29 protein-coding genes are annotated in these 23,521 nt (G+C 55.6%); 16 read left to right on the forward strand and 13 right to left on the reverse strand.

The annotated features are described in order from the left end of the window. The 6 genes from GOB86_RS11750 to GOB86_RS11775 form a co-directional block, all read left to right on the forward strand. The coding region (locus tag GOB86_RS11750; protein WP_165992533.1) for a DotA/TraY family protein at window positions 1–1,151 on the forward strand (1,151 nt) is incomplete at its 5' end. 11 nt (window positions 1,152–1,162) lie between these two features. Further along, the gene (locus GOB86_RS11755) at window positions 1,163–1,612 is read left to right on the forward strand and encodes a hypothetical protein (RefSeq protein ID WP_165992535.1); all 450 of its coding nucleotides are present in this window, start codon (window positions 1,163–1,165) and stop codon (window positions 1,610–1,612) included. Continuing rightward, window positions 1,609–1,899 carry a flagellar basal body L-ring protein FlgH gene (locus tag GOB86_RS11760; protein ID WP_095350057.1) on the forward strand — a complete coding sequence of 97 codons (291 nt, stop codon included), beginning with the start codon at window positions 1,609–1,611 and terminating at the stop codon, window positions 1,897–1,899. The genes GOB86_RS11755 and GOB86_RS11760 overlap by 4 nt, the downstream gene beginning before the upstream one ends. A gap of 325 nt (window positions 1,900–2,224) precedes the next feature. Beyond that, window positions 2,225–2,698, forward strand: a complete 474-nt coding sequence (locus GOB86_RS11765; RefSeq protein WP_165992537.1) for an SH3 domain-containing protein — start codon at window positions 2,225–2,227, stop codon at window positions 2,696–2,698. A 75-nt stretch (window positions 2,699–2,773) separates the two neighbouring features. Further along, window positions 2,774–2,953, forward strand: coding sequence for a hypothetical protein (locus GOB86_RS11770; protein ID WP_059024947.1), 180 nt, complete (start codon window positions 2,774–2,776; stop codon window positions 2,951–2,953). Window positions 2,954–3,011: 58 nt separating this feature from the next. After that, window positions 3,012–3,548 (forward strand): hypothetical protein, encoded by a 537-nt coding sequence (locus tag GOB86_RS11775; protein ID WP_244896456.1) that lies wholly within the window; start codon window positions 3,012–3,014, stop codon window positions 3,546–3,548. Between the two features lie 107 nt (window positions 3,549–3,655). On the opposite strand, the gene GOB86_RS11780 is transcribed toward GOB86_RS11775, so the two are convergent. Then, window positions 3,656–4,099 (reverse strand): hypothetical protein, encoded by a 444-nt coding sequence (locus GOB86_RS11780; protein ID WP_165992539.1) that lies wholly within the window; start codon window positions 4,097–4,099, stop codon window positions 3,656–3,658. Then, window positions 4,096–5,073 (reverse strand): DsbC family protein, encoded by a 978-nt coding sequence (locus GOB86_RS11785; protein WP_165992541.1) that lies wholly within the window; start codon window positions 5,071–5,073, stop codon window positions 4,096–4,098. Before GOB86_RS11785 ends, GOB86_RS11780 begins: the two co-directional genes overlap by 4 nt. A 129-nt stretch (window positions 5,074–5,202) precedes the next feature. Between GOB86_RS11785 and GOB86_RS11790 the strand changes: the two genes are divergently transcribed. The 7 genes from GOB86_RS11790 to GOB86_RS11820 all read left to right on the forward strand — a co-directional run bounded on the left by GOB86_RS11790 (window position 5,203) and on the right by GOB86_RS11820 (window position 10,641). Continuing rightward, window positions 5,203–5,676, forward strand: coding sequence for an SH3 domain-containing protein (locus tag GOB86_RS11790; protein ID WP_095350051.1), 474 nt, complete (start codon window positions 5,203–5,205; stop codon window positions 5,674–5,676). Further along, complete coding sequence (locus GOB86_RS11795; RefSeq protein ID WP_194301188.1) at window positions 5,673–6,410, forward strand: transglycosylase SLT domain-containing protein; 738 nt, start codon at window positions 5,673–5,675, stop codon at window positions 6,408–6,410. Before GOB86_RS11790 ends, GOB86_RS11795 begins: the two co-directional genes overlap by 4 nt. 396 nt (window positions 6,411–6,806) lie before the next feature. Then, a complete protein-coding gene (gene repC / locus GOB86_RS16525) occupies window positions 6,807–8,135 on the forward strand; it encodes a replication initiation protein RepC (RefSeq protein WP_165992543.1) in 1,329 nt (442 codons plus the stop codon). Window positions 8,136–8,179: 44 nt separating this feature from the next. Further along, entirely contained in the window at window positions 8,180–8,959 is a 780-nt protein-coding gene (locus GOB86_RS11805; RefSeq protein WP_165992546.1) for a hypothetical protein, read from the forward strand. Between the two features lie 36 nt (window positions 8,960–8,995). After that, window positions 8,996–9,241, forward strand: coding sequence for a hypothetical protein (locus GOB86_RS11810; RefSeq protein ID WP_095350048.1), 246 nt, complete (start codon window positions 8,996–8,998; stop codon window positions 9,239–9,241). Between the two features lie 176 nt (window positions 9,242–9,417). Then, on the forward strand, window positions 9,418–9,687 hold the full coding sequence (locus tag GOB86_RS11815) for a hypothetical protein (protein ID WP_143221915.1): 270 nt from the start codon (window positions 9,418–9,420) through the stop codon (window positions 9,685–9,687). Between the two features lie 462 nt (window positions 9,688–10,149). Next, on the forward strand, window positions 10,150–10,641 hold the full coding sequence (locus GOB86_RS11820) for a MucR family transcriptional regulator (protein WP_198912040.1): 492 nt from the start codon (window positions 10,150–10,152) through the stop codon (window positions 10,639–10,641). Between the two features lie 4 nt (window positions 10,642–10,645). Here the strand turns inward: GOB86_RS11820 and GOB86_RS11825 are convergent, their stop codons facing one another. The 4 genes from GOB86_RS11825 to GOB86_RS11840 are packed head-to-tail and all read right to left on the reverse strand — an operon-like array spanning window position 10,646 to window position 16,256. Continuing rightward, window positions 10,646–13,801, reverse strand: a complete 3,156-nt coding sequence (locus GOB86_RS11825; protein WP_165992548.1) for an error-prone DNA polymerase — start codon at window positions 13,799–13,801, stop codon at window positions 10,646–10,648. Continuing rightward, window positions 13,794–14,045: a GNAT family N-acetyltransferase gene (locus GOB86_RS11830; RefSeq protein WP_242012642.1), complete on the reverse strand. Its 252-nt coding sequence runs from the start codon at window positions 14,043–14,045 to the stop codon at window positions 13,794–13,796. Before GOB86_RS11830 ends, GOB86_RS11825 begins: the two co-directional genes overlap by 8 nt. Then, window positions 14,045–15,451, reverse strand: a complete 1,407-nt coding sequence (locus tag GOB86_RS11835; protein WP_206752706.1) for a DUF6504 family protein — start codon at window positions 15,449–15,451, stop codon at window positions 14,045–14,047. The genes GOB86_RS11830 and GOB86_RS11835 overlap by 1 nt, the downstream gene beginning before the upstream one ends. A gap of 16 nt (window positions 15,452–15,467) precedes the next feature. Then, window positions 15,468–16,256 carry an ImuA family protein gene (locus tag GOB86_RS11840; RefSeq protein ID WP_165992553.1) on the reverse strand — a complete coding sequence of 263 codons (789 nt, stop codon included), beginning with the start codon at window positions 16,254–16,256 and terminating at the stop codon, window positions 15,468–15,470. A 232-nt stretch (window positions 16,257–16,488) separates the two neighbouring features. Between GOB86_RS11840 and GOB86_RS11845 the strand changes: the two genes are divergently transcribed. Further along, on the forward strand, window positions 16,489–16,701 hold the full coding sequence (locus tag GOB86_RS11845; RefSeq protein ID WP_165992555.1) for an antitoxin VbhA family protein: 213 nt from the start codon (window positions 16,489–16,491) through the stop codon (window positions 16,699–16,701). Window positions 16,702–16,717: 16 nt separating this feature from the next. Here GOB86_RS11845 and GOB86_RS11850 read toward each other — a convergent pair whose 3' ends face one another. From GOB86_RS11850 to GOB86_RS11875, 6 genes are all read right to left on the reverse strand, one after another. Further along, window positions 16,718–17,344, reverse strand: coding sequence for a hypothetical protein (locus GOB86_RS11850; RefSeq protein WP_165992557.1), 627 nt, complete (start codon window positions 17,342–17,344; stop codon window positions 16,718–16,720). 96 nt (window positions 17,345–17,440) lie between these two features. Continuing rightward, window positions 17,441–17,827: an outer membrane protein assembly factor BamE domain-containing protein gene (bamE, locus tag GOB86_RS11855; protein WP_165992559.1), complete on the reverse strand. Its 387-nt coding sequence runs from the start codon at window positions 17,825–17,827 to the stop codon at window positions 17,441–17,443. 183 nt (window positions 17,828–18,010) lie between these two features. Next, a complete protein-coding gene (locus tag GOB86_RS11860; RefSeq protein WP_165992560.1) occupies window positions 18,011–18,913 on the reverse strand; it encodes a TraB/GumN family protein in 903 nt (300 codons plus the stop codon). 49 nt (window positions 18,914–18,962) lie between these two features. Then, window positions 18,963–19,292: an endoribonuclease MazF gene (mazF, locus tag GOB86_RS11865; protein WP_165992561.1), complete on the reverse strand. Its 330-nt coding sequence runs from the start codon at window positions 19,290–19,292 to the stop codon at window positions 18,963–18,965. Window position 19,293: 1 nt separating this feature from the next. Next, window positions 19,294–19,536 carry an AbrB/MazE/SpoVT family DNA-binding domain-containing protein gene (locus tag GOB86_RS11870; protein ID WP_373319922.1) on the reverse strand — a complete coding sequence of 81 codons (243 nt, stop codon included), beginning with the start codon at window positions 19,534–19,536 and terminating at the stop codon, window positions 19,294–19,296. Between the two features lie 236 nt (window positions 19,537–19,772). Continuing rightward, a complete protein-coding gene (locus GOB86_RS11875) occupies window positions 19,773–20,762 on the reverse strand; it encodes an IS5 family transposase (protein ID WP_194301190.1) in 990 nt (329 codons plus the stop codon). A gap of 216 nt (window positions 20,763–20,978) precedes the next feature. Here GOB86_RS11875 and GOB86_RS11880 point away from each other — a divergent pair, with 216 nt between their 5' ends. Together GOB86_RS11880 and GOB86_RS11885 are read left to right on the forward strand one after the other, a co-directional pair. Next, complete coding sequence (locus GOB86_RS11880; RefSeq protein WP_165992564.1) at window positions 20,979–21,554, forward strand: acyl-homoserine-lactone synthase; 576 nt, start codon at window positions 20,979–20,981, stop codon at window positions 21,552–21,554. 129 nt (window positions 21,555–21,683) lie between these two features. Next, a complete protein-coding gene (locus GOB86_RS11885; RefSeq protein WP_165926410.1) occupies window positions 21,684–22,343 on the forward strand; it encodes a helix-turn-helix transcriptional regulator in 660 nt (219 codons plus the stop codon). Here GOB86_RS11885 and GOB86_RS11890 read toward each other — a convergent pair. Beyond that, complete coding sequence (locus GOB86_RS11890) at window positions 22,324–22,971, reverse strand: hypothetical protein (RefSeq protein WP_165992566.1); 648 nt, start codon at window positions 22,969–22,971, stop codon at window positions 22,324–22,326. The two genes, GOB86_RS11885 and GOB86_RS11890, sit on opposite strands and share 20 nt — an antisense overlap. Window positions 22,972–23,521 lie beyond the last annotated feature (550 nt).

The raw sequence follows: 23,521 nt of genomic DNA on the forward strand, positions 1-23,521 counted from the left end.
GGGAAGATCAAGAGACCGAAGGCGTGACACTGGGGAATATCCATGAAAGTGAACGACTTTCTGGATTTCCCAGTTCCGGAACCTCAGTACAAGATACCCATCACGAAAAGTACGGAAGAACCCAGTTCTCAGTGAAAATCAACAGCACGGCGATCTGGACAAAGGTGCTGACTTACCTGAACTTCGGACCAGGCACGCTTGAACTCATCATGAACCATCTGGTGATGGGCAGCTCTGGCACGGATTGGGTTGATCCCCTTGGAGCCATGATCGGCATGGGGCATCTGCTCATCCATCTGGCCCTGACCGCCATTGCGCTGTCTGTGGCCGCAGGCAGCATGTCTCTCGATATTGGTGCGGGCGTTGCGTCCTTCGTCACGGGACAATGGGGCGCCACGGCTACCGCCGCTGCGGCGACCTTTTTAAGCGGAACGATTACCCGCCTGCTCCCGGTAATTTTTACGGCCTGCCTTTTTCTGCTCTCGGCAGGGGTCACATTGGCCTATGTCCTGCCGATGATGCCCTATCTGTACTGGATTGCCGGCGTTACGGGATGGTTTTTGCTGGTTGTCGAGGCTGTCGCTTATGCGCCTCTCTGGTTCCTTGCCCATATGACGTTCGCAGGAGACGGCATACACGGCAAAGGGGTGCGGGGTTACGAGATTCTTTTCACCATTCTCTTCCGGCCGGCGATGATGGTGATCGGTATGGTGTTCAGCTATACAATATTCTCAGCGTTTTCCTGGCTGCTGATGAAAAGCTTTCTGGTCGCCTCGACCTTTACGCTGGATCATGGCTATCTCACCGATAACTGGGTCGGCCTGATCGCCATGATCATCATGTATTCCGCCATGGAGATGACGACTGCGACATTGTCCTTCCGCCTGATCACCACATTGCCCCATCACATGGCCTCCATGGTCGGATTTGGTGCGGCCAGCCGTGTGGATGCGGAAGAATTCGAAAAATCCTCCAGCCGGCCGGTCGAGCAGGGTGCAGAAACAGGGCGTCAGATCGGCACACAGTATCTTGAAAATACGAGAAGAAGTGCAGATAAAAGTGGTGGCGATGGCGCGAGCGGTGATACAGTACCTGCAATGGATACGACAACGGCCGCTCAGGTGCGACCCATTACACAGACCGATGTTTGAGGGCACGAACGATGTGCAGTGATTTTGTAACAGCAGGTGCACTGGGCGGCATTCAGGGAACTCTGACCCGGATAGCTCGTGACCAAAACCGTCAGAATAATATGGCAGGCACACTCGCCCAGCAGGTGCAGGTCGCCAACCACTGGCAGGTGACGGCTTTCAAGCTCCAGAACGAACGATCTGAGTGGAAAGCGTTGAGTAGGAGAACGCTAGAAGCTCTGGAAAAAGAAGAGCAGGTCACTGCCGATCTGCGTCAGCAGCTCGCTCAGGCGCAGGAAGCCTTGCGGGTTGAGAAAGACCGAGGGTGGAAGAAACTGAACGAACTGAACGAGAAGTATAATAAGCTGGTGAGAGGTTTTAATAAGCTGGCCCAGTGCGTAAACACCGTTAAAGTTCAACCAGCCAACGCAGTCGCGCTCATCACCGCCCTTGAGGCAGAACTGAATGCGCAGCAGGGATGAGGCTGCCTCTTCCGCTACTCGGCTGCATGCTGGCGCTTTCCGGGTGTGCGCACGGCAATCTACGCTCGGCGAATGACAGGCCGCTCAAGCCACCGCCGGTGCGTCAGGCACAATACGACCCTTATGCGTCTTACGGCTCATCGCCGGCACACTGGTCGCCCTCTGTCGCGTCCCGCGATGGCACGATCGTCCGCCCGACAGACCCGGTCGATCAGGCCGACCGCCCGGATTATGAACACGCCAAATGGGCAGTATCACAGGCAACAGGTCGCGCCGGGACCTTCTGAACTCCCGTCACAACTGAAAGCTCCATACTGATCGGGAAAGAGGCAATCGCCTGTCCTGACCAGTATGGAGTTTTTTTATGTGTGGTGAAACCGTGGATCCTGGTGTGTCCAAAATTGCTGAACGACCGGACCAAACGCCCGAAGCGCGACAGCCTCTATTGCAAACTACGCTAGCCGATCTGCTTGCAGAGCATCTAACCCGCCGTGCGGCTCAGACTTTCCCACATCATGCCCCGGACGAGTAGTCTGATTTGCGCATTGGAATCTTCTTTCCAGACAAGCGGTATGCTAATCGACGTGTTCAACCACTTAGAGGGATTTTCCCGTGTCGATTATGCCCAAACTGGCTGTTGTCCTGCTTTCCACCGGCCTGCTCGTGTCGGCCGCACAGGCCCAGACGATGTCGCCTGCCGAACTGGATCGGCTTTCGGTCCAACGGCAGGCCGAAATCGGTTCACGCGACTGGGGCGCGCCTGTGGCAGCATCTCCCGAAGCGCCGCCCGTACCCCTGAAGGATCCCGCCACCTGCATGTCGCCCCGGACTGAGTTCGAAACCCTCTATGCCGGGCCGAGCAAACATGCGAAAAAAATCGGTGTCGCGTTGCCCCAGCTGGCCGTAACGACGACCACATCGGGCGAGTGGACGCGGATCATCCGAGGGCAGGGCCGTTACGCCTGGATCCCGACAGCGGACGTTCTGCCATGGCATTCGACAACCGCCACCGCAGGCACACGCTGCACTGTCGCAGGCATCCGCCCGTCAGACGGTGTTGTCGTGTTTTCTTATCCGGGAGCTTGATCTGCGCCAGGAGAACATAAGCCAGCGGAGCAGATTGATGATGACTCTTAGGGCTGCTACGTTTATTGTTGTTTCATGAAGACTGACACCCGACAGGCAGTTCTTGAGGCAATCAAGAAACAGACCAATGCCAATATCAAAAGCAAAGCCACCGCCCGTGCGGCTCTGCAGCGTATGGGTATTGTCGATCGCAAGGGCAATATTACCAAGGAATATACACGGGATCCCCGATCCGATGGTATGATGCGGGCGTGACGCATTGACTGCTCTGCATACGTCTTTTGTTCTCGGGTATCATGGATGTTCCGAAAAGGTGGGCCGTAGTCTCATCTTGCGGCAGCAACAGCCGATCAAGTCGGAAACAGCTTATGACTGGCTGGGGCCGGGGTTTTATCTCTGGGAGTCAGACCCGCAAAGGGCTTATGAATGGGCGGAACAGAAGAAAGAGCGTGACCCGACCTTCAAGCCTTTCGTTGTTGGTGTCGTGCTCGATCTTGGCAACTGTCTTGATTTAACGAACCGCGAGGATCTCGCTCTCCTTCAAGTAGCCTATGACGGTTTGAAGGCGACTTTCGATGTTCAAGGCACTCCGCTTCCTGAAAATCGTGACGCCAGTTTCGATTCCAACAACGACAAATTGTTCCGCAATCTGGATTGTGCCGTTATCCGCTATCTGCACGCCTCGTTAGACACAGGCTCTCCGCTACCCGCCGCTTACGACACGGTTAGAGGTCTTTTTCAGGAAGGCGCGCCACTATACCCGGGTAGCGGGTTTCGATCCAAAACACACACACAGATAGCAGTTTGCAATCTGGATTGTATCAAGGGTTTCTTTATCCCGCCGCTATAGGCCAAAAGTTCTGGTACAGACTGCGCCTGAAGGTTGAAAACTGGCTGGAAGCACGGCCTCGTGCCAGAGCGCGACAAGTCTGAGGCTCCAGCGCGACGCAGTGCTCCCTAACGGGGCCAGAGATTGCTTCCCCGTGCGATGAACGTTCCGAACCGCCCGATGCCTCCGGTTCGGAGCATCCAGTTCGAGAAGCTGAGTCTGATAAACTCGGCCAGTAGCACCAGCAGGATAACCCCGAATTGCAGACTGGTGACACTGGCCAGCCTTGTCCCCTGGTGAACACACGACCAGATCCACACGCACAGAGTGCCCACAAACAGGCCCAGGCAGAACCGCCCGTTGCGCCGTGTGGACACCAGCGCCCTGATAGTCGCCGGGTCCATAACGGGAGCAAGAGCCGTGTCGATGGCTGACGCTTCGATGAAGGCTTTCCGGTCGCGCAGATACTGTCGCGACAGGTTAAAGGTGCGCACGCCCCTCACGAATGGCAGGTAAAGCGGGAAAATCAGCCATTTCCCCACTCTTAGAATGGGGCGTGTGGACCGCCTCACCGCCCCAGTTCCCGTATCAGCTGTTCAACATCCCCAGGCAACCCCTCAGTGACATGCGTGGCACCAGTCTTGTCGCGCCAGATGAATGTCGGTGTCCCTGGGACACCGATGGCATTGGCGACGGCCATATTCTGCTGCAGATGAAGAGCCGCCTCGTCTGTGCGGGACATGTCGTCTGCGACGTGATGCAGATCGATGATCTTCTGCCATGTCGCCTGCATCTCGTATGGCACTACTGACAACAGCGCTGTGGCGGCCGGAGTGCTGGCATTGCCGTTTTCGTGATCATTGATCGCGATCGGCAGCAGAGCCAGCTGGATCTGGCCACGTGCGACAAAAGGTTCCAGTGTATTGAGTGCGCGGATTGACCAGGGGCAGAGCGGGTCGATCACCATAGTCAGGCGCGGTAGCCCGTCCCGTCCTTCCAGACCGATATTGGCCTGAGCGACGCGCCTGACCTGCTCGGAGGATAATATTCTCCCATCGACTGATGTACCGTCCTGCCCGGCCGCCGTTTTTCCCGCGGTGATGGTCACGGTAGGGATCGCTCCCTTGATCGGGGCAATGGTATCACGCGTGACGTTGTGCCCGTCCTGCTCCCACAGGACACCGCCAATCAGCGCCTGCCCATCCGGGGTCAGGTAGAAGACCCGGAAGATGTCGCCATTGACGGCATACACACCCTGAAGGCCATGATTCATGACGTGGTTACCGATCTCATAGACTTTCGCACCTGTACTGGTGATGCGTCGGAGTGCAGGGCTTGCTGCAATTTCCCCGGCCGGGATGAGCCGTGGTGTGGGCACGGTCGGCGTGGGACGCAGGACAGGACCAGCGTCGGCGGCGCCTGATGGGACGGGTAACGGGGGTGTCACTTCCACAGGGGACAGGGTTGGGCATTGCTGGGCCTGCGCCAGTGTTGAAAGGGCCACAAGGGTTGTAGCCGCCAGAAGAGCGTTTCGGGAATGTCGCATTGGGGTCTCCTTCTCTCCCCATGATGCGCCAGAGCGTTGTGACGCTCTGTGGAACAAAAACCGAACGCAGAGCGTCACAACGCTCTGAGACATACTGGGGAGAGACCAACAAGGCAAAGGAGCCGCCCCGTGTCGCTCAGATCCACGCTTACCCTCACCCTGCTGGCAGGTGGCCTGCTGGCAGGGCCAGCCTACGCTCAGGATGTGTCGCCTGCCGAACTCGACCGACTGGCTGCTGAGCGGCAGGAAGCCATCGGCCCGCGCGACTGGGGACCGCCTGTCGACCCCGCACCTGAGGCGCAGCTGATGCCGCTTGGCGGGCACGTTACGTGCATGTCGCCTCACATGGCGTTTGAACCGGTCTATGCCGGACCAGGGAGTAATACGAGACAGGTTGGTGTCGCCCCACCCCAGCTTGCGGTTACCACGACGACTTCAGGCGGTTGGACCCGCATCCTGCGCGCTTATGGGAAAGCCGCATGGATACCGACCGAGGATCTGCAGCCCTGGACATCCACGACAGCCTCTGCGGGCACACACTGCATCGTGGCCGGGATGAGACCATCTGACGGCATGATCCTCTTCTCATATCCTGGCGCATGACGCGCCCCCTCTCTCTGGCCCGGTGGAGCGGACTGGGCCTGCTGGCTGTGTGTATCGCCGCACGGCCGGGTGTCGCGCAGGTGGCCACCCAGATCGTGCCGAGCATCGAGGAGACTGGTGCACCGACCTTCGTCTTTTCAGGTGCGCAGACGTCTTCCTCATCAGGGGCAGGCACATCGGGAAGCGCGTCGCGTTACTCGGGTGCGTGGGGCAGTAGTGATGCGATGTCCAAACTGCTGTCGCAATCCTATGGCGCCGATGCTGTTGCAGCGGCCAAAGCTGCCGGGATCAACCCCGATACGCTCGCGGCCTTCGGTCAGATCGAAAGTCATTTCCAGAATACCGGCAACAGTTCTTCATCGGCCACGGGGGTCTGGCAGATCACCAATGGCACATGGAACGACTACGCATCCAAGCTTGGGCTGAGTAGTGCTGACCGGAATGATCCGACGGCGCAGGCGAAAGTCGCCAGTGCCATCATCAGTTCCTATGCCAGCGCTGTTTCCAAATCCACCGGAACAACCGCAACCTCGGCGCAGGTCTACGCCGCCTATATGTTCGGACCGTCGGCCGGTTCAAAGATCGCGGCAGCGACCAGCAGCACACCTCTGAGCAGCCTCGTGTCGGGTTCCTCGCTGGCTGCCAACAACATGAGCGGCTGGACAGTGGGACAATACCTCTCAACCGTCTCGACCCGCATGGGCAGCGGTGCATCCGAAACGGCCACGGGATGAGAACAAAAGCGGAAAAGTTGCGCAATTTTGGACACAAAATCAGTGAAAAAACAGTGTCTTACACGTCATTTTTTCACTTTTTGATCTTGTCTGAAAACATGTACACGGGCAGGTTGAGCGGCAGACCGGACACGCGGCCAATTGCGAGTCCGTGCCACCCCATTCGAGGCCCACCAATGACGTAGCCACAAAAAGGAAAACCCTGCCTCTCCCGGTTTGCAGACCGGAAAAGCCAGGGCACCTGTAACGAACCATAAGCTATAGGGGAAAAGTAATTGCCCTTTCCCTATAGCCAGCTTCCGCTCGAAACGCAAGCAAATTGCGAACGGGGAAGGTTTGTCCAGATGCCTGTGCCGAGAGGTCTGTCATGACCCATAGCACTGGAACTTTTGAGCTGTGCCCCAGACACACACTGATGACCTCTGCCCGATCCGCAGACGGGGAAAACGCACCCTCACGCCCGCCATGCTGAAGGCGCGTGATGAACTGCTCGGCCTTCCACCGGACTATCCGGATAAATACGCCGTCCTGAATACGATCAGGGCTTTACCCCGCTCCTTTCCATTGACGCGCAGCGCACGCGGTTTGCTGGAACGGATGATCGAGAAAACCCGGCCGGAGAGCTGGGAAATGCTCTCAACCCCTTTTATCTACGCCCATAACGCGACACTGATGTCCTGGACGGGGTTGTCGCTTACGGCTTTGAGGCGGGCGGTCAGAGAGCTGGCCGAGGCCGGGATGATCGTGCCTTGTGACGGCCGGAACGGCCAGCGGGGACGGCGCTGGCAGGGGCAGGAAGGCATGTCGCAGGTTGGATTCAGTCTGGCGTCCCTGCGCTATCGGTGGCCGGACCTACAGGCCCAACTTGAGATCGGCCGACGACAGCGCGCGGAAGTGGCATTTCTGCGTGAAGCCATTGCCGATCTGAACGAGCAGGTGCGCGTGGCGGCCGAGCTGCGGGGCGATGGGGCAACCGCACTAGAAGCCGCACGGATCATGCGGCTCCGTCGCGGCACGGATCTGATTGATACGCTGGTCAGCTATCACGACACCATGAAAGCGCTCTGGGCGCGTGTGAAACCTGTGGAAAAGCCTGCGGAAAACCGTGTCGACAGGTCGCCAGATTCTGTCTGGTGTACCCCTGAAATGGCACCCATGGATGCTCAATCTGGCACCCATTATACAGAAAGAAATAACAAAAAACCTAAAGAGGTTGTTGTAGTAGCGCCAGAACGGCGCAATCGCATTGAGACAACGCGGCGTGCAGGGCAGGTATCTCAGCGTGAACCATCCGAGGGGCTGGAAGCATCCATTCTGCGGGGCTTCCCGGGCACCAGCACGTTCTTTCTGACGGTGTGTCCTGCCTTGCGGGATCTGTGTGGCTCAGCCTCGCCCGACCGTGCCCAGCTGACCGACGCCGCTGAACTGCTTTCCGGCCAGATCGGCATTGGCTACCAGTCGTGGAAAACCGGCTGCATCGCTCTGGGGCGGTTTGAAGCTGCTGTAGCGGTCATCGTCATGGCGACACGTAAGGACCAGGGCGAACAGATCCGTCACCCCGATGCGTATTTCCGGGCTCTGGTCGAACGTGGGGTGCGGGGAACACTTCACCTCGACCGCAGCCTTTACGCCCTGAAGGACATACTGGCACAGGATGTGTCGCAAATCCCAGAACGTGCGACAGGCCGGGTGAAAACAGCGTCACAACCGGTGCGGATACAATGAGGGAAAGAGCCGGATGGTTCGGCTCAACAGAAAGGATTTACCTCATGGTTCGCAAACCCGCAGGCACATATATGGCACCTGATGGTCGAAATATCCGGGCGTTGAACGTGCGGTTATGGGGGCGCAGGACAATGCCGGCTCTTGGTCTGCTGGCCTGCTTTCTCAGTTCGACGGTTTGCGCGGAAAATATCCACTCTTATCAGCGCATCGCTCATGCGACAGACACCAGCAATATCCGGTATACAGACGGTCATATTTCAGAACAGTCCCTGAACGGCAAAGACGTGATCACCATGACGGCGCAGGGAATGCAGCTTTTGAGTCTAACAAATAAAGAGGTGGATGGAGCATCCATAGTGCTTCCCCGCACTCAGGTTTTAGAGTTTCATGGTTATGTGAAAATAGACGGCGAGAAAGTAGTTTTCCTGCATAAAGGGGAAAACATTACCTACCTTTCCAAAGTGATTCACACGAAAGACAAGAAAACGGGCCTTACCCATATTGACCTCGTGCCTGGCACGATCGAGACAGGTATCCTTGGCACCACCACTGCCACACGCCTTCCCAACGATGGCGTGAAAATTGATGTCATGGTATCGGACGTCAAATTGGTCGATATGCCAGACTGCAATGACGCACAATGTCCAATAACGGTCGGTCGTGAAGTACGCCGTACGGTGATATTGTCTCCCGATCATGCAGAAACTGTTGATCTTCAACTTGGTGACAACACCGACCTGTCGATCAGGCTTATCTTTTCCCGGCAGCGACTCCCAGCGCAGGTAAAGCAGGCAGTGTCTGGTCCGTCCGGTCACCGGGCATGACATAAGTTTGCGGCACTCCCCCTCAATGGGGTCAAGATGACTGAAAAACAACAGCCCACGACCCTTCTGGGTCAGGCAAAGACACCCGAGCAGCGGGCGGTTCTTGATGCCATCGGATATGGCGATGATTTACCTGCAATGGATGCTGCGACAACCGACTATCTTTTGCATGTGGGACTAATTGAGGCCGATGGCAACAGTTGCCGGATGCCCGAAGCCGTCCATAAAGCGTGGTTTGCAGAAATGGCGGCGCTGCCAATAACCGAGGAAGATCATGACTGATAGAAAAACAACCGAAACTCCATGGAAAGGTCTTGCGGTCATTGGGCTGCAGAAGGACGCCACGCCGTTTAGTTTTGAGCAGACAGAGATCCAAGAGCACACGCTAATTATGGGGCCGACCAGAATGGGTATGTCCCGCCTCGTGCGACAGAATGACGCTACAATGGATGTCACTCATGGAAAATAGCCAGAACATACCATGCGGATATACGCTCTACCGGCTAACTGTAGACGGCTCCCTTTCTGATGTGATGGGACACCTGCCGGCGACAGACGACGATACCGCATGGCAAGAAGTCGCCAAACTTAACGGTGCCAAACCGACACCGGGCATTCTGCGGTCGCTGAAAACGGCCTACCAAATTATGCCGGTGTATGAGGACGCGACTGGACAAACTGATCCGCGTGCAGATGCGACAGGAGAAGATTCTCAAAAAGATATCTGATGATCTTAAGACGCTTGTGCAGCTTCAGATCGGGAGACTGCAGCAGGATGCTCAGTCTTCTTCGACGACGGCTCAGAGGCACTGATATGCCGGCAATAAACAACGACATGGGCGGGGCGCGACTACGTGCTGCATTTATTCAAGACTTGAGAAATTTCGTTGACAACACAGACGTAATCCATGCGGCTGTAGACAGCGATCTTTATTGGTTTCCAGAAATGTTGGCTTTGGCCAGACGGGCAGATGATCTGGCTACTCGACTGGAGGAATGGGCGTGTCTTGCGCTTTTCTATGCGGCGCAAGCACCGTCTGGTACACTATTCCTCCAGTAGTGGTGACTGGCGGCAGTATTTTCCAGGGACGACTCTGGCGGGGTGCCTTTCAAAAACCATGGAATCCTGCCACAGACCCTGCCTTCTGCTTATGCGCTTTGCGCCAGATGTTCAGGGAATATTTCGATTTATGTCCAGCACCGACCGACCAACACCTGACGATCTCAAACGGATGACGGCCACGATCGTTAAGGGCTTCCTTGCCGGGAACCCGATGGATTTGGAAAAACTCCCTGCTCTGATCAAGCTGGTTTATAGGTCTCTGGAAGAAGCGCACATCCCGGTGGAGGAACCGGAACCGGAAATTCCGGCCGTGCCAATCGAAGAATCCGTTTTCCATAATTATATTATCTGTCTTGAAGATGGCCGGCACATGAAGCTTCTGAAGAGCCATCTCAGGCGCATATACAACATGACACCTGACGAATACCGTGAAAAATGGGGACTGCCACCGGATTATCCTATGGTGCCCAAAGCCTATTCTGAGAAATGCGCGGCTAATGAGTACAAACGGAAGCACGGACGCAAAATGCCTGTCCGGCGCAAGAAGGACCCGAATCAGGCTCCTATGCTGAAAGGTGCGCTGCCTAAATCCAACCGAAAACGTAAACGTCCCGACTGAGGTTTTAGCGAAAATCCCGTGAACTGATCGCAATATCTCGCCCGCTTTCGGTGCTAAGGCGGGAGAGCATTGGCTGGAGATCCTCGACAAAGCGCACGACCAGATGGGTCACATCACCTTCGCGCTGGAGGCGCGCGTAAGCCGCGATGAAGCCCGATCCAACAATAATGGCCCGTTGCGCTGTCACGCGATCTTTCCACAAAACCAGATTGGCTGTGCCGGTTTCATCTTCAATCGTCATGAACATGACCCCGTTCGCGGTAGAGGGCCGCTGGCGCATCAGCACCAGACCAGCCACCCGCACGTAAGCACCATCACGGACCTGCGCCAGATCCGCAATGGGGATAATTTCCTGACGAGCAAGGGTGTCGCGCAGGAAGCTGAGCGGATGGGCGCGCAGGCTCAGTCCTGTCGTATGGTAATCTTCCACCACGGCGCTGCCTGCCGAGATTTCGGGTAATTGCGGGTCAGGCTCCCAGAGTTCGGGGGTCGGTGCGTTCCGCCCGCGATCGGCCGCTTCAAAAAGAGGTAGCGGAGCTGCGCCAAAACCCTTGAGCGTCCACAAGGCCTGTCGCCTGTCGGCCCCCAGTGCGCGAAAGGCATCCGCTTCGGCGAGCTTTTCCAGCAAAGACAGCGGTACATCCGAGCGGCGCCAGACATCATCCAGACTGTCATACCCCGCCCCACGGGCGAGGATCAGCCGGGCTATTGCATCACACGATAGGCCCGACACCAGTCGGAAACCCAGACGCACAGCCTGCCGCGCTCCATTGCGTCCTGTCTCCAACGTGCAGTCCCAGCGTGAGGCATTGATGCAGACCGGCCGGACTTCCCCCCCATGTTCGCGCGCGTCGCGTACAATCTGGGCCGGGGCATAAAACCCCATGGGCTGGCTGTTGAGCAGGGCAGCACAGAACACATCGGGGTAATGGCATTTCAGCCAGGCCGAGGCGTAGGCAATCAGCGCGAAACTTGCCGCATGGCTTTCGGGGAAACCATACGCTCCGAAGCCTTCCAGTTGTGTCCAAATGCGCGCGGCGAAAGCTGGATCATATCCATTGGCAATCATGCCGCCCAGCAAACGGGCCTTCATATGGTGGACACCACCCGTGGAGCGGAATGTCCCCATGGAGCGCCGGAGCTGGTCTGCTTCCCCACCCGTAAAGCCTGCACAATGCACCGCAACCTGCATGGCCTGCTCCTGAAACAGCGGAATGCCGAGTGTCTTGCCCAGAATACGCTGTAGGGCAGGGCTGGGGCAGTCCGGGGCTTCTTCTCCCGCCCGGCGCCGCAGATAGGGATGGACCATGTCGCCAGTAATGGGACCAGGGCGCACGATGGCGACCTGCACAACCAGATCATAGAAGGTGGCGGGCTTTGTGCGCGGCAGCATGGCCATCTGCGCGCGGCTCTCGATCTGGAACGTCCCCAGCGTATCCGCCCGGGCAATCATCTGGTAGGTCGCGCGGTCCTCAGGCGGGATCGTCGTCATGTCGAGCGTGCGGTGGTAGCGCGCGTGGATGAGCTCGAAACAGCGCCGCAGACAGCCGAGCATGCCAAGGCCCAGCACATCGACCTTCATCATGCGCATCCGGTCGATGTCATCCTTGTCCCAGACCAGGGTCTGGCGTTCCGCCATGGCGGCGGGGCGCACGGGCACCAGTTCGTCGAGCCGGTCAGCGGTCAGCACGAACCCGCCGGGATGGGTGCCATACTGGCGCGGAAATCCCACCAGTAGACGGGCAAGTTGCAAGACCATGTCAAGTCGCCTGTCGCCAGCAGACAGGCCGATCTGTGCCAGCCGTTCGGCAAGCAGGGCCTCGTCGTGCATGACACTGGCCAGATGTTTCGACATCTGGCCCAGAAGGTCCTCTGGCAGACCGAATGCCCTGCCGACTTCCCGCAGCGCCCCTTTAGGCTGGAAACGCATCAGAGTGGCGCACAGGGCCGCATGGGAGCGACCATAGCGCCGATAGATCCACTGGATGACTTCCTCGCGCCGGTCGGCTTCGAAATCCACATCGATGTCAGGTGGCTCCTGCCGCTCTTCGGAGACAAAGCGTTCGAACAGGAGGCCTGAGCGGACGGGATCAATGGCCGTGATCCCCAGCACGTAACACACGGCAGAATTGGCGGCCGAACCGCGGCCCTGGCATAAGATGCCGCGGGAGCGGGCATAGGCGACGATAGTATTTACCGTCAGGAAATACGGCGCATAGCCAAGACGTTCGATCAGGGCCAGTTCGTGATCGAGCTGCTGGCGGACATCGAGAGGTGTGCCGGTTGGATAGCGATAAGGCACGCCGGCCCTGACGAGGCGGGTTAGAACGGCCTGCGGTGTCTCACCGCTTCCGTCAGTCTCATCAGGATACTGGTAGCACAGATCCTCCAGCGAAAAACGGCAGGCGGCAGCGATCTCCTGACTGTGGTTCAGCGCGTCCTCATAGCCGGGGAACAGGGCACGGATCTCGCCGGGGCCGCGTAGGTGGCGGGACAGATGCCGGGTGCGTTTCGTTCCAAGTGTTTCGAGAGTGCGGTGGCAACGAATAGCTGTCATCACATCATGAAGGATCTGGCGGGACGGGTCATGCCACAGCACATCTCCCGTGACGACGGGGAGTACGCCATTTTGGACACAGAGCCGCGCAATCCACGCCAGACGCTCGCTCTCATGCCCCTCGAAACGGCGTGTGAGCGCGACATAGGCCGGGCCGTCGTCTTTCTGGCGAGCCAATTCTGCTAGTCGCGTCATGTCGGCAGGCAGACGCTGATCATCGGTGGGAAGCAGGATCAGAACCAGATTACGTGCTTCGCGCGTCAGATCCTGCCAACGGAGCTGGAACGCATCATGCGGGCCACGGCGCGCCCCCAGCGTCAACAGCCGACACAGCGACGCCCAACCCTCCCGATCCCGTGGATAGGCGAGGAGACTCGCGCCCTCTTCCAGCTCCAGCCGAGCCCCCGGAATGAGGCGGATACCGTGTTCAGTCGCCGCGTCATGAGCACGCACCAGCGCGGCCACCGAGTTGTAATCGGTGATACCCAGTGTCGTGTAGCCCAGTGCTCTGGCCTGCTGCATCAGTTCACCGGGATGGCTGGCCCCGCGAAGGAACGAGAAACAGGTCGCCACCTGCAACTCGACATAGCCTGCCTCACTCACAGCGGGCCTCGGTCGGGTGCGGATGGGCTGAGGCTGTGTGGCTGCCTGTGTCCTGCACACGGCACAGGATGAAGCCACAGCGTTCGAGATGGGCGACCAACCGCTCAGCCACCAGCCGGGCCATCAGCTCGTCCGCATCATGCACCCGGCGGCGACCATCATGACATAGCGCGTGCATGAGGGCATCGGCGATGTCGTCTGTGCGGGCCGGACGCAGGCCGGGAAGGTCTGGCGGGCGCTGCATCAGAAAAGCCCGTGCAGAAACCATACGGCCTGCCCTTTAGCCGGACCCGCGCCATCATGGGCGACGAACAGCCAGAAGCGTTCGCCCTCTACCGTTTCGGCCACCCAGTAATCGCGCGCGCAAGCTCCCTGAGGATCATGCCACCAGTCGCTCCAGACCCGCTCTGGGCCGATCAGCCCGCGAATAGTGTGCGTGGCACGCCTCCAACGGAAGGCTTTGGGCGCGCCGTCAGGCCAGGACGCCGTAACGGTAATGGAAGCTGGCGCTGGGAGTAACCGGGCAGGTCGTGGCCCATGAGGGCCGGCTGGGAAGTGTTCCTCCATACTCTGCACGCGCTCACACCCCGTATAAGCCTGTTCGCGTTCAGGAAACTGGCTGGCTCCATCGTGCAGGCGTGAGAGGCTTTGAATCCCGACCCGTCCCCCCAGACGCTCAAGGAGGGTAGACAGGCCTGCGGGATCGGTGGCGGGTGTCAGCCAGTCCCGGGTGGCCGGGGCGTCCAGTGGGGCTGTCTCTGTCGCACTGAGGGTAAAGGCCTCAATCCCGAAGCCAGGTTCTATGGTTTCGATCCGCTCGGCCAGAAGCCGGTTCAGCCGGACAGGATCGGCACTGGCGTTCGACAGTCCGATCTGAAGGCTCTGGAGTGTGCCATCGACCCGCATGCACTGCACCTGCAGGTGGCGCGCGCCGTGCCCCCGTCGGCTCAGGGTATCTACCAATTCCGCCACGAGGTTTTCCAGAGCGCGGGCAATGGCTGGGACCGTGCTGATTGGTTCAACCAGTGTGCCGGAAGCGCGGAAAGCCTGTGGTGCTGTCCTGAAGGAAAGGGGTTCAGGTAGGCGTCCCATCGCCTGATCAAGCCGGTCGGGTAGGGCCTGCCCAAAGCGGCGTGCCAGAGGCGCGCGAGGCATATCCAGCAGCTGGCCGACACGCACCAGGCCCAGACGGCGCAGGGTCGCCAGTGTCTCAGGTTCAAGTCGCAGGCTGGCCAGAGGTAGTTTGCGCAGGACACTCTCCTGCCCCCTCGGGGGAATGAGAGTGATGGACCGGTGGCTGCTGCGGGCGACAGCCGCCGCCATGGCCGCTGTATCTGCGATCGCGATCCGGGCCGAATAACCGGCCTTTGCAAGACGGGTCAGCAGGTGTTCAGCCATCTGGTCCTCACCTCCAAAAAGATGATCACAGCCAGTGGTCTCCACCCACACGCCATCGGCGCCATCGGCGCCATCGGTGGCTGTGAGGGGCGACAGCCACTGGCACCACAGTGTGAGCGCCTCCAGTGCGGCCTGATCGGTCGCAGGTTCGGCCTGCGCCACGTGCAGCTCTGGGTGCATGGCCCTGGCCTGTGCCAATGGCATCCCGTGGCAGATCCCCAGTCGTAGGGCTATGGGATCGGCTGCTGTCACCAGAAGCCGGCCACGCTCAGGCGCGTAGAGCGCCAGTCCGCTGCGTGAAGGGGATGGCTGCTGTTTCTGGTGTCGCTCGATCGGCCAGAGGGGCAGCCACAGGGAGAGAATACGTCGGGTCATGGCGTGTCGGGGTAATGATCCAGGTGCCGCCAGGTCCACCGCGATGACGAAGCAGTTCGACAGCCCAGCGCTCTGCGCCGGCAACCGGAGAAAGAGAGGGGAGATCGGTGCGCAGTGTTGAGGGGCTGCCCCCGATCCGCCAGCGGGTCATGCTGGCGCTGGCGGGCGGGTCATGCTGAGCCCCTGCCGTGCGGCAGAGCAGGAAGCCACTGACGTGGCTTCGACTGGCAGCCAGCACGAGGCGGCGGGACTGGGTGAGCGTAAGCGGTGTACGGATATCCGCGACCAGGGCACAGACCCCGCGCTCGTTCAGCACGTCCTCGCACAAAGCTTCCAGACCACCCTTGCGGGTGGTGACGCAGAGCAGGCGACCGGGATTAAGGCCGGACTGACGGATGCCCGGGGCGGACAGGTCAGGGTAATCCTCACTGGCCCAGATCACCGGCCCGGTGGTGCGGGCCAGCACATGAGCGACGAAGGCTGCTGAGCGGGAGGAGAAAGCACTATCGCGTCCGGCGCTGAACACTTCATGCACGCAGCCTTGTGCAAGGCCGCCGTCCAGATGCGTGTCGATGGCTGTAAACCCGGTTGGTAGCCGGTCGGCCGACGTGTGCTGGGGGGCTTCCATCCGGCGGATTTTCTCGCGCAGAAGATCCAGCGTATCAGTCTTGTTCTGGTGCATGGGGTCGCTCCTTTACCCCTAATGGCTACACCGGAACAAAAATAGAACGCAAGCCTTTTTGATGCGCGCATAAGCCCAGCGCAGCTATCCGTCTGTTCTGGCAGAGAAAACTGGAACAGCAGTTTTTTTGACTCGGTTCTTGTAGTTTTGGAGCCCGCACAGACAGCAAGATCAGTGACAGAGTGAGACTTTTATGGTAAAATCCTATCTGTAATCAGGGAAACTCGCAATCATGCTGATCTCTCACGAAGACATCATGCGCCGGCAGCAGGACGTTCAGGATGCTCTGGCCAGTGCGGCCCGGGAAGGGCAGCCGGTTTCTCCAGCGGCAGCCGCAGATCTGGAAGCTTACGTCCGGGGAGAAATCACGACAGACGAAATTCGCCAGCGCGCCATGGCGCGGCTACATGCGGATCCACGCTACAAGGCCGCCACGCGCTCATGATCTGCATCTTCGATACCTACCGGTCGACCGTCTTCCAGGCATCGAGAGAGACGATCTTGCGGGCGACCATATCCTGACGAGCTGACCCCGCATCGTTGCTTGCAAAAGCGTTCGGACGTGCAGGATTGGCTTGACAGTAGGCATCGAACACCTGGCCAAAAGCCTCCCATGCGCCTGCTATCCAGTGCCCCCCATACCAGACCTGGAAGAAAACCCTGCCCGCCGCTTCCCGTCTGGCGCGGAAAGCTGGATCATTCAGTCTCTGTTCCACGGTCGTATTCTGCGTGATCTGCTCAATCTGGAAGCGCTCATCCTCTGCCTGCCCCAGCAGGTGCAGAAAAGTATCGACCGCTTCCTGCAGGGAAAGCCGCGCCTGTTCCTGGAGTTCGTCTAGATCTGCGAATATCGAAAAATCGAACCCTTTTGCTTCGGTTCGGACGGTACGGGCGGCTTCCCGCCTGACGGTCTCGGCTTTGCGGAAAAAACGTAGTCCAGCGCCATGGAGTGTTGCGGCGACCGTCTCGGTGCCCGGTGTGAGTTGAAGGACTGTTTCAACCGTCCGCTCCGCCAGTTTTTCACGACCGAGGCGGCGGACTGGAGTAGACAGACCCGCACCGACCTGAACAGGGTTATCTACGCTCATTTCACAGTTCCGACTGCAATCACCTTCAACTCGCAGTTATACTTCGACAGTGGGAACCAGCCTGATGTCATCAGGCTGGATTTTATATTCCTGAAATCAACTACCGAGGCCGCCGTGCGATTTCACTGCGGAATTCGACAGGGAATGATGCCAGACCTTATTCCCATTAAAGATTATGGAAAGCTGTTTCTCAGTTCCGTGGGAGCCAGAGGAGAACATGCCATAGTAAGGGATGTAATTTGTCCCGTCCTCTTTAGATTTGGTGAAAGCATATTTCCAAACTTCATGACCACTATCGGTGAAGCTGGTATCCATTGGATCACCAAATTGAGCGCGAACCTGATCTTTGGTTGTGACGCCGTCCTGAATTTTCTGGTCGACTGTCGCGCCAGTTTCGTTCTTGATGGATTCATTCCCGCTTGAAGCACAGGCTGACAGAGCCAGAAGAGCAGTCAGGCATCCAGCCAGGGTAGTATTTTTCATAAACTTACCTTCAATGCATAATTTCTAATTAAATATTCCGCAGGCAGAACCACCGCAATTTTATAGCACATATATGGATTTTCTGTGAATAATAAGCTTACTTTTGATAATGTTTTTCGGTCATTGCTGCCCGTCAGTAGCGATATCCCGTGATCAAAAAGCGTCCGATTACCGTGACATAGTTTATTTATTCGCGGGCAGCGTGATCGGACGTAAATGATACCCATCGCGTCGCAGTAGAGCCGCTAGTCCATCTGGTCCACCTATATGGGCTGCTCCGATCAAAATAACCGCACCGCCGGATCGTAGATATGGCGCCATATCCCGATACATTAGGCGGGTACGCTTGGTAATTTCGTAATCATACATTTTCTTCTCGCTTGGCGTGACTTTACGCTCTCGGATCCATGCATCCAATTCATCATATTGTCCATTTTGAACGAAGGAAACAAATGGGGGGGATGAAAGGTTTTCATCAGGTCGTTTAAGCATCTCAACGATTGCGTCACGATAGTAGTCATCCGGAATTTCCTTTTGAACCGCCTTCCATTCGTCGAGATGTTCGAGCCACTTGATAAGGACGCCTGATTTTTGCGCTTCAGCATGCACGACAGCATCACGGGATAGAGTTGCTGGTTGCGGGCACGGCATTTCGAGAATAAATTCGGCTAATCTTGCTGTTTGCATGTTCAACAGCACCCGCGTGAACATCTCCGTATTGCCCGTTCGAAGCATTTCCTGACCAGTATAGCACGCGAGATGAGGTTGCAGTCTAGCTTTAAGCTTTTCGATATCTATTCCATGGACCCATGAGGCAAAAACAGTGGAATCAAGTGCGATTTCAGATATGGGGTGTTCGAGCTTGTCAGGTTGGGTATCCGCGTTTCTATCTGCCGTCCCTTCAGAAACAAGCACTGTTTTCCCTACGAAGACGGCTGCACTTGGAGCCTGAATCCCAAAGATGGGACCATGAACGGCCGGTACGATAATACTTGGCTTGGTGTTTGAGTTCTCGATCTGAATAGCATCCACGTCAGCAAATGCCACAGGGCAACGAAGCACCATGATCGCAGCGAGAGCGATCATGGTGCTTATTTTCCTTATGGTCGTCTGGTTGTCACCCATGGTGATTCACTTATTTGCCGATCAGTGCGCGGGCTTTCGCTCGGATTTCCGATAGTTCTTTCTCAGACACACGACCTTTCTTCTTCGCACAACGCGCCCGCCAGTCGAGTGACTTCACTTGATCCGCAAGAGCCGCGCTCTGCCGGTCGTTGTCGATTGCGACTTCGAAGGGATAGCCCTTCCGTTTGGTGGTCAGCGGGCAGCACAGCATCAGGCCAATCCGATTATAAGCCACCGGCGAGAGAACGACGGCAGGTCGATGACCGGCCTGCTCGTGTCCAGTCTGCGGCGAAAAATCGAGCCAGACGATATCGCCGGCATCTGGCACATAGGCGGCCATATCAGAGACGTTCTCCGCCGACCGCTGCTCCGAAATTTACTTCGGAATGAACATTCTCCGGGGTAATCCCTGCCAACAGATCCGCCAGATCGTATTCTGCGACTGTGACTGGCTCGATGATGACGCGACCACTTTCCTCGCGCACATCGACCGGCTGATCCAGCTTCAAACCAGCCGCTGCCAACACTGAGGCGGGGATGCGGACAGACGCACTATTTCCCCACTTTTTTACCACAGCCTTCATCGTTACCACCATAACGTATTAACGAAGTCGATACTACAGGCCACAACGCCACGTGTCAACGGCGTATCGACATCATTTCTTATTCGGATTCCGCCCGGTCATTTGGAAGGTTCGAAGAACCGTTGATTGATTGTCTTTTTGCCTGATTTTAGTTTTTTAGCGTATTGATTGCTGGTTCGTGGCCCTGATTTTCAATCTGCGTATTGAGTAGAGAGAGGGTCTCATGCTCTGGATTGCTACGCGATCGCGTTAATCCGCTCCAGGAGAAGAAAGCGACGCATATTATAGACGATATTGGCCAGTCCGATCCTCATGGTGGCTCGGGTAATGCCCACGGTCCGGACGAATAATCCCGTTTGCGATTTCTGATCGGCAAAGACATGCTCGACACGAGACCGGATAATGGATTTTCCGGCATTGGACCGCTGGATATGCCGGAGCATGGGTTTGAGATGAGGCTTCTTGCGATGGACCTTCGAAACAAAGCCCCGCTTTTCCATGAAGGCTTCATTGGCTTTTGAGCCGTAGGCTGTATCTGCCCAGACATCAGACGCCGTATTGCTGCGATCAAGAAGCCCCTCACGTAGTCTGGCACCATCGCTGGTAGTGGCATCCGTCGTCTTCCATTTGCGGATCAGCCGAAATTTCCGGTCGATGGAAATATGCGATTTATAGCCAAAGAAAGGGATGGCGAGATCCGTAGACGGGATCGTCCCGTCATCCTGACGCTTTGCTTTGGTGAACTTCAGCGTCCATCGCGCATGACGATCTTTATGGGACAGCTTTGACGGCTTGTCCTGCCAATCCTGTGGGATCCGTCCTTCCCGCAGTTCGGCCTTCTCCGCACTGGTATTGCGCTGCTTGGGAGCTGCCACCAGTGTAGCGTCCAGGATCTGGCCTGACATGGGTAGATAATCGGCATTCCGCAGGGTCGCATCAAAGCGGTTGAACAAAACATCAATTGCTCCCGCCTGTGTCAGACGTTCCCGGAACAGCCAGACGGTCGTGGCATCAGGCATGCGGTCAGACAGCCCCAGACCAAGGAAGCGCATGAAGGACAGGCGGTCGTTGATCAGGTATTCCGTCCGTTCGTCGGACAAATTGTTCAGCTCCGGACGGAACACCTCAAAATCCACAGTCCGGGAAAATGCTTCAAGTTGGTCACCAAGCCCACTCAACCGAGCAAGCCGCTCTTCAACATCAAAGAAACCAGACTGCGTCATCAGCCACTCCTCCAGTCATCACAGAGACAGAGCTAAAACCATAGGGTTTTTCGGACCCTCTACCTTCGTATTCAAATTAAAATGGCGCTTCAAAGCGGCTGCGAATGCGCCATAATTTCAATTATATAATTAATTTATAATTAGTTAACCTATCAATATTAACTAATTATAAATTATATTGGTGTTGAATAAATCAAAATCTCCATAGGGAGGTTTGTGATGATAAAAGTATTCAGTTACAATCAAAGGCAGGACCACGGTCAAACATATTCACAAATGCTTCGAGCACGTGCCATTGTTTTTTTAGATCGCCTGAATTGGGACGTTAATGTCGTAGATGGAAAAGAAGAAGACGAATATGACCGGGAGTATAACCCACTCTATTTCGTAGCAGAGCGGCCTGATGGTTCACACGCAACATCCATGCGTATCATCCCCACCACGGGGCCGACAATGTTGCGTGACAAATTTCATTCATTTTTTCCAGATTGCCCGGATATCTATAGTCCAACAATATGGGAAAGCACCCGTTACTGTGCAACATTACGGCCTGGTGAGATACATTATACAGGTGAGTTAGCACGCACTCTGTGTCAAACGTGCCTCGAAAACGGAATTACTCATCTTACAGGTATCTTTTTTCGGCCAATGTTACGGATTTATGAGCGTGCGGGCTGGCCACCTGAACCTATTATGAGTGCTCAACTCGACGGGAAGATGATTACGCTTGCCACGTTTGATGTGTCGCAGGCGCGTCTTGACGAAATTAATAAAAAATTTGCATTGGCTGCTTAAAATCTTATATGCCAGCCAAGAACATCTTGGCTGGCCTTAATCGTAATGGTTCCTGACACACACAATGCGCTTCTTCCCCTAGGGGATACCCTTCTCGAACGCATTCAGTCATGCGAAAGCATCTCGACAATGCAGGAGTTGGCATTCGAGATCAGGGATAATAGTGGCGCGGCCCATCTTACCTACCACTTTCTATCCAACCCTTGGGTTAGAGAGGGAGGAGAATTGGGGGTCACGACATACCCGCTGTCATGGCAAATCTTATATACTGAAAAAAATCTTGTTCATTCAGATCCGGTAGTCCGTACTGCACTAACCAGCGCACTTCCTTTTTTGTGGTCAGAAATAAAGATACTTTCTCAGAAAGAGAAACGGGTCATGCAGCTTTTTTCTGAACAGAATATGGGCAAGGATGGAATGTCCATTCCGTTAAGAGGGTTACGTGGTGAAGTGGGTCTTCTGACTATAACAAGTCGCAATATCCATGATTTCGGGCAAGATCGGCGAAGGGTTTATGCGGCAACATTCTCTCAGATTGGTGCATACATGCATGAATGGTTTGCTAATTATGGAGGGCGTCGAGAGGCTCTGGCGCCTCCTCGGTTATCCATTCGCGAACGAGAATGTCTTGCTTACCATGGCGAGGGTTTGATGACGCAGGAAGTGTCTTACAGACTGAATATCTCTGAAGCGACTGTAAGACTTTATCTTGCGACGGCTCGGCATAAACTTTGTGCACAAACGACCTGTGGGGCTGTGGCAAAAGCAATTAAATTCGGGTTGATATAAGTTTAGCCCGTTTATAAATTTCATCAAACGCAGAAGATATGCCGGAAAAAACATTGATAGATTTAATACAGTTATAAATAAACAGCTGGTTTATAACGTTTTTGCTTTCGCGCCCACCGAGACGCAGAACGCCAGATACGTCATATTCCGAACTGACAGACAGCATGCACACCCAACTTGCAATACAGTTGGATGCTAGATATTTCCCCACTTGAAAACCAAGTGATGTGTTTTCTGTATTATCATTATACGGGATAGGATCGAGGTCGAAATTTGTTATTTTACTACGTCCCTCGTGCAATGCACTGGCATAAAGCAATTGTCCTGTACTAATTGTTCCAATCCCGAGGTCCGGACTTAATTGGATAATGTTGGCTGCCACTGCTCCAGCATCCGGTGGTGAAATTTTATTCACTTCGTGCAAAACAAAAGCTGCCAGCTTAAGTGCAAACTCAGTTCTACGATTACTATCGTGGTATACCATATCTATAAAATGGCGACGGCCGATCATATCGGTATTTTTGAGTACAGACGCCAATACATCAATAGACTCAACAATAAAAGGATGAATTATTTCTGTATAAATATCTTTTTCGACATCAATATAGGAATGTAGCAAGGCGCTCATCGATATTCTCTCTACAGAAATATCAAATAAACTTATAATTTTTATACTATTATATCTTCCCCTCTAAAATGACCTATCAATATCGCTTGATCGGCAGAAGGTTGGAACTGGTCTAAAAAGACATAATTTGTTTCCATGCCGTTCTCTCAGACTCTTGTTTCAAGCAGACATTGCTAGAACACATGAAGAATATCTTAACGGGAGATGCCTGAATGTTCTTATCGCTGTGATTTTTTGGAAAAAGATTTTTCGGAGATAGATATTTAAGAATGTCTTCTACCATTAATATTTTCAATATTATAAATTTAGAATTATTTGAGGCGAGATAAAGTGAATAAAAAATTACTGCTTTCTTCTATTATCGTTTTTTCCGGAATTTCTTTTGTTGCACATGCAGATTCGTCTGTATCTAAAGCCCCAACGCCCCCCCCAACCATCCACGCGGAAATCTCACAGAAGGGTTGTACATCGGGTTAGATTATGAAAAAGTCTGTTTTGTAGAAAAGAAATTTTCGTAAGCTATAAGAAAACCCGATGCAGACAGAGTGTA

It is taken from the genome of Acetobacter lambici (assembly GCF_011516885.1).
Classification (GTDB): Bacteria; Pseudomonadota; Alphaproteobacteria; order Acetobacterales; family Acetobacteraceae; genus Acetobacter; species Acetobacter lambici.

Bases quoted from the DNA above. Each gene is read 5' to 3' on its own strand.
- GOB86_RS11755 (WP_165992535.1), top strand. From the start codon at position 1,163: ATGTGCAGTGATTTTGTAACAGCAGGTGCACTGGGCGGCATTCAGGGA.
- GOB86_RS11760 (WP_095350057.1), top strand. From the start codon at position 1,609: ATGAGGCTGCCTCTTCCGCTACTCGGCTGCATGCTGGCGCTTTCCGGG.
- GOB86_RS11770 (WP_059024947.1), top strand. From the start codon at position 2,774: ATGAAGACTGACACCCGACAGGCAGTTCTTGAGGCAATCAAGAAACAG.
- GOB86_RS11785 (WP_165992541.1), bottom strand. From the start codon at position 5,073: ATGCGACATTCCCGAAACGCTCTTCTGGCGGCTACAACCCTTGTGGCC.
- GOB86_RS11795 (WP_194301188.1), top strand. From the start codon at position 5,673: ATGACGCGCCCCCTCTCTCTGGCCCGGTGGAGCGGACTGGGCCTGCTG.
- GOB86_RS11805 (WP_165992546.1), top strand. From the start codon at position 8,180: ATGGTTCGCAAACCCGCAGGCACATATATGGCACCTGATGGTCGAAAT.
- GOB86_RS11810 (WP_095350048.1), top strand. From the start codon at position 8,996: ATGACTGAAAAACAACAGCCCACGACCCTTCTGGGTCAGGCAAAGACA.
- GOB86_RS11815 (WP_143221915.1), top strand. From the start codon at position 9,418: ATGGAAAATAGCCAGAACATACCATGCGGATATACGCTCTACCGGCTA.
- GOB86_RS11820 (WP_198912040.1), top strand. From the start codon at position 10,150: ATGTCCAGCACCGACCGACCAACACCTGACGATCTCAAACGGATGACG.
- GOB86_RS11830 (WP_242012642.1), bottom strand. From the start codon at position 14,045: ATGCAGCGCCCGCCAGACCTTCCCGGCCTGCGTCCGGCCCGCACAGAC.
- GOB86_RS11840 (WP_165992553.1), bottom strand. From the start codon at position 16,256: ATGCACCAGAACAAGACTGATACGCTGGATCTTCTGCGCGAGAAAATC.
- GOB86_RS11845 (WP_165992555.1), top strand. From the start codon at position 16,489: ATGCTGATCTCTCACGAAGACATCATGCGCCGGCAGCAGGACGTTCAG.
- GOB86_RS11850 (WP_165992557.1), bottom strand. From the start codon at position 17,344: ATGAGCGTAGATAACCCTGTTCAGGTCGGTGCGGGTCTGTCTACTCCA.
- bamE (WP_165992559.1), bottom strand. From the start codon at position 17,827: ATGAAAAATACTACCCTGGCTGGATGCCTGACTGCTCTTCTGGCTCTG.
- GOB86_RS11860 (WP_165992560.1), bottom strand. From the start codon at position 18,913: ATGATCGCTCTCGCTGCGATCATGGTGCTTCGTTGCCCTGTGGCATTT.
- mazF (WP_165992561.1), bottom strand. From the start codon at position 19,292: ATGGCCGCCTATGTGCCAGATGCCGGCGATATCGTCTGGCTCGATTTT.
- GOB86_RS11870 (WP_373319922.1), bottom strand. From the start codon at position 19,536: ATGAAGGCTGTGGTAAAAAAGTGGGGAAATAGTGCGTCTGTCCGCATC.
- GOB86_RS11880 (WP_165992564.1), top strand. From the start codon at position 20,979: ATGATAAAAGTATTCAGTTACAATCAAAGGCAGGACCACGGTCAAACA.
- GOB86_RS11885 (WP_165926410.1), top strand. From the start codon at position 21,684: ATGCAGGAGTTGGCATTCGAGATCAGGGATAATAGTGGCGCGGCCCAT.
- GOB86_RS11890 (WP_165992566.1), bottom strand. From the start codon at position 22,971: ATGAGCGCCTTGCTACATTCCTATATTGATGTCGAAAAAGATATTTAT.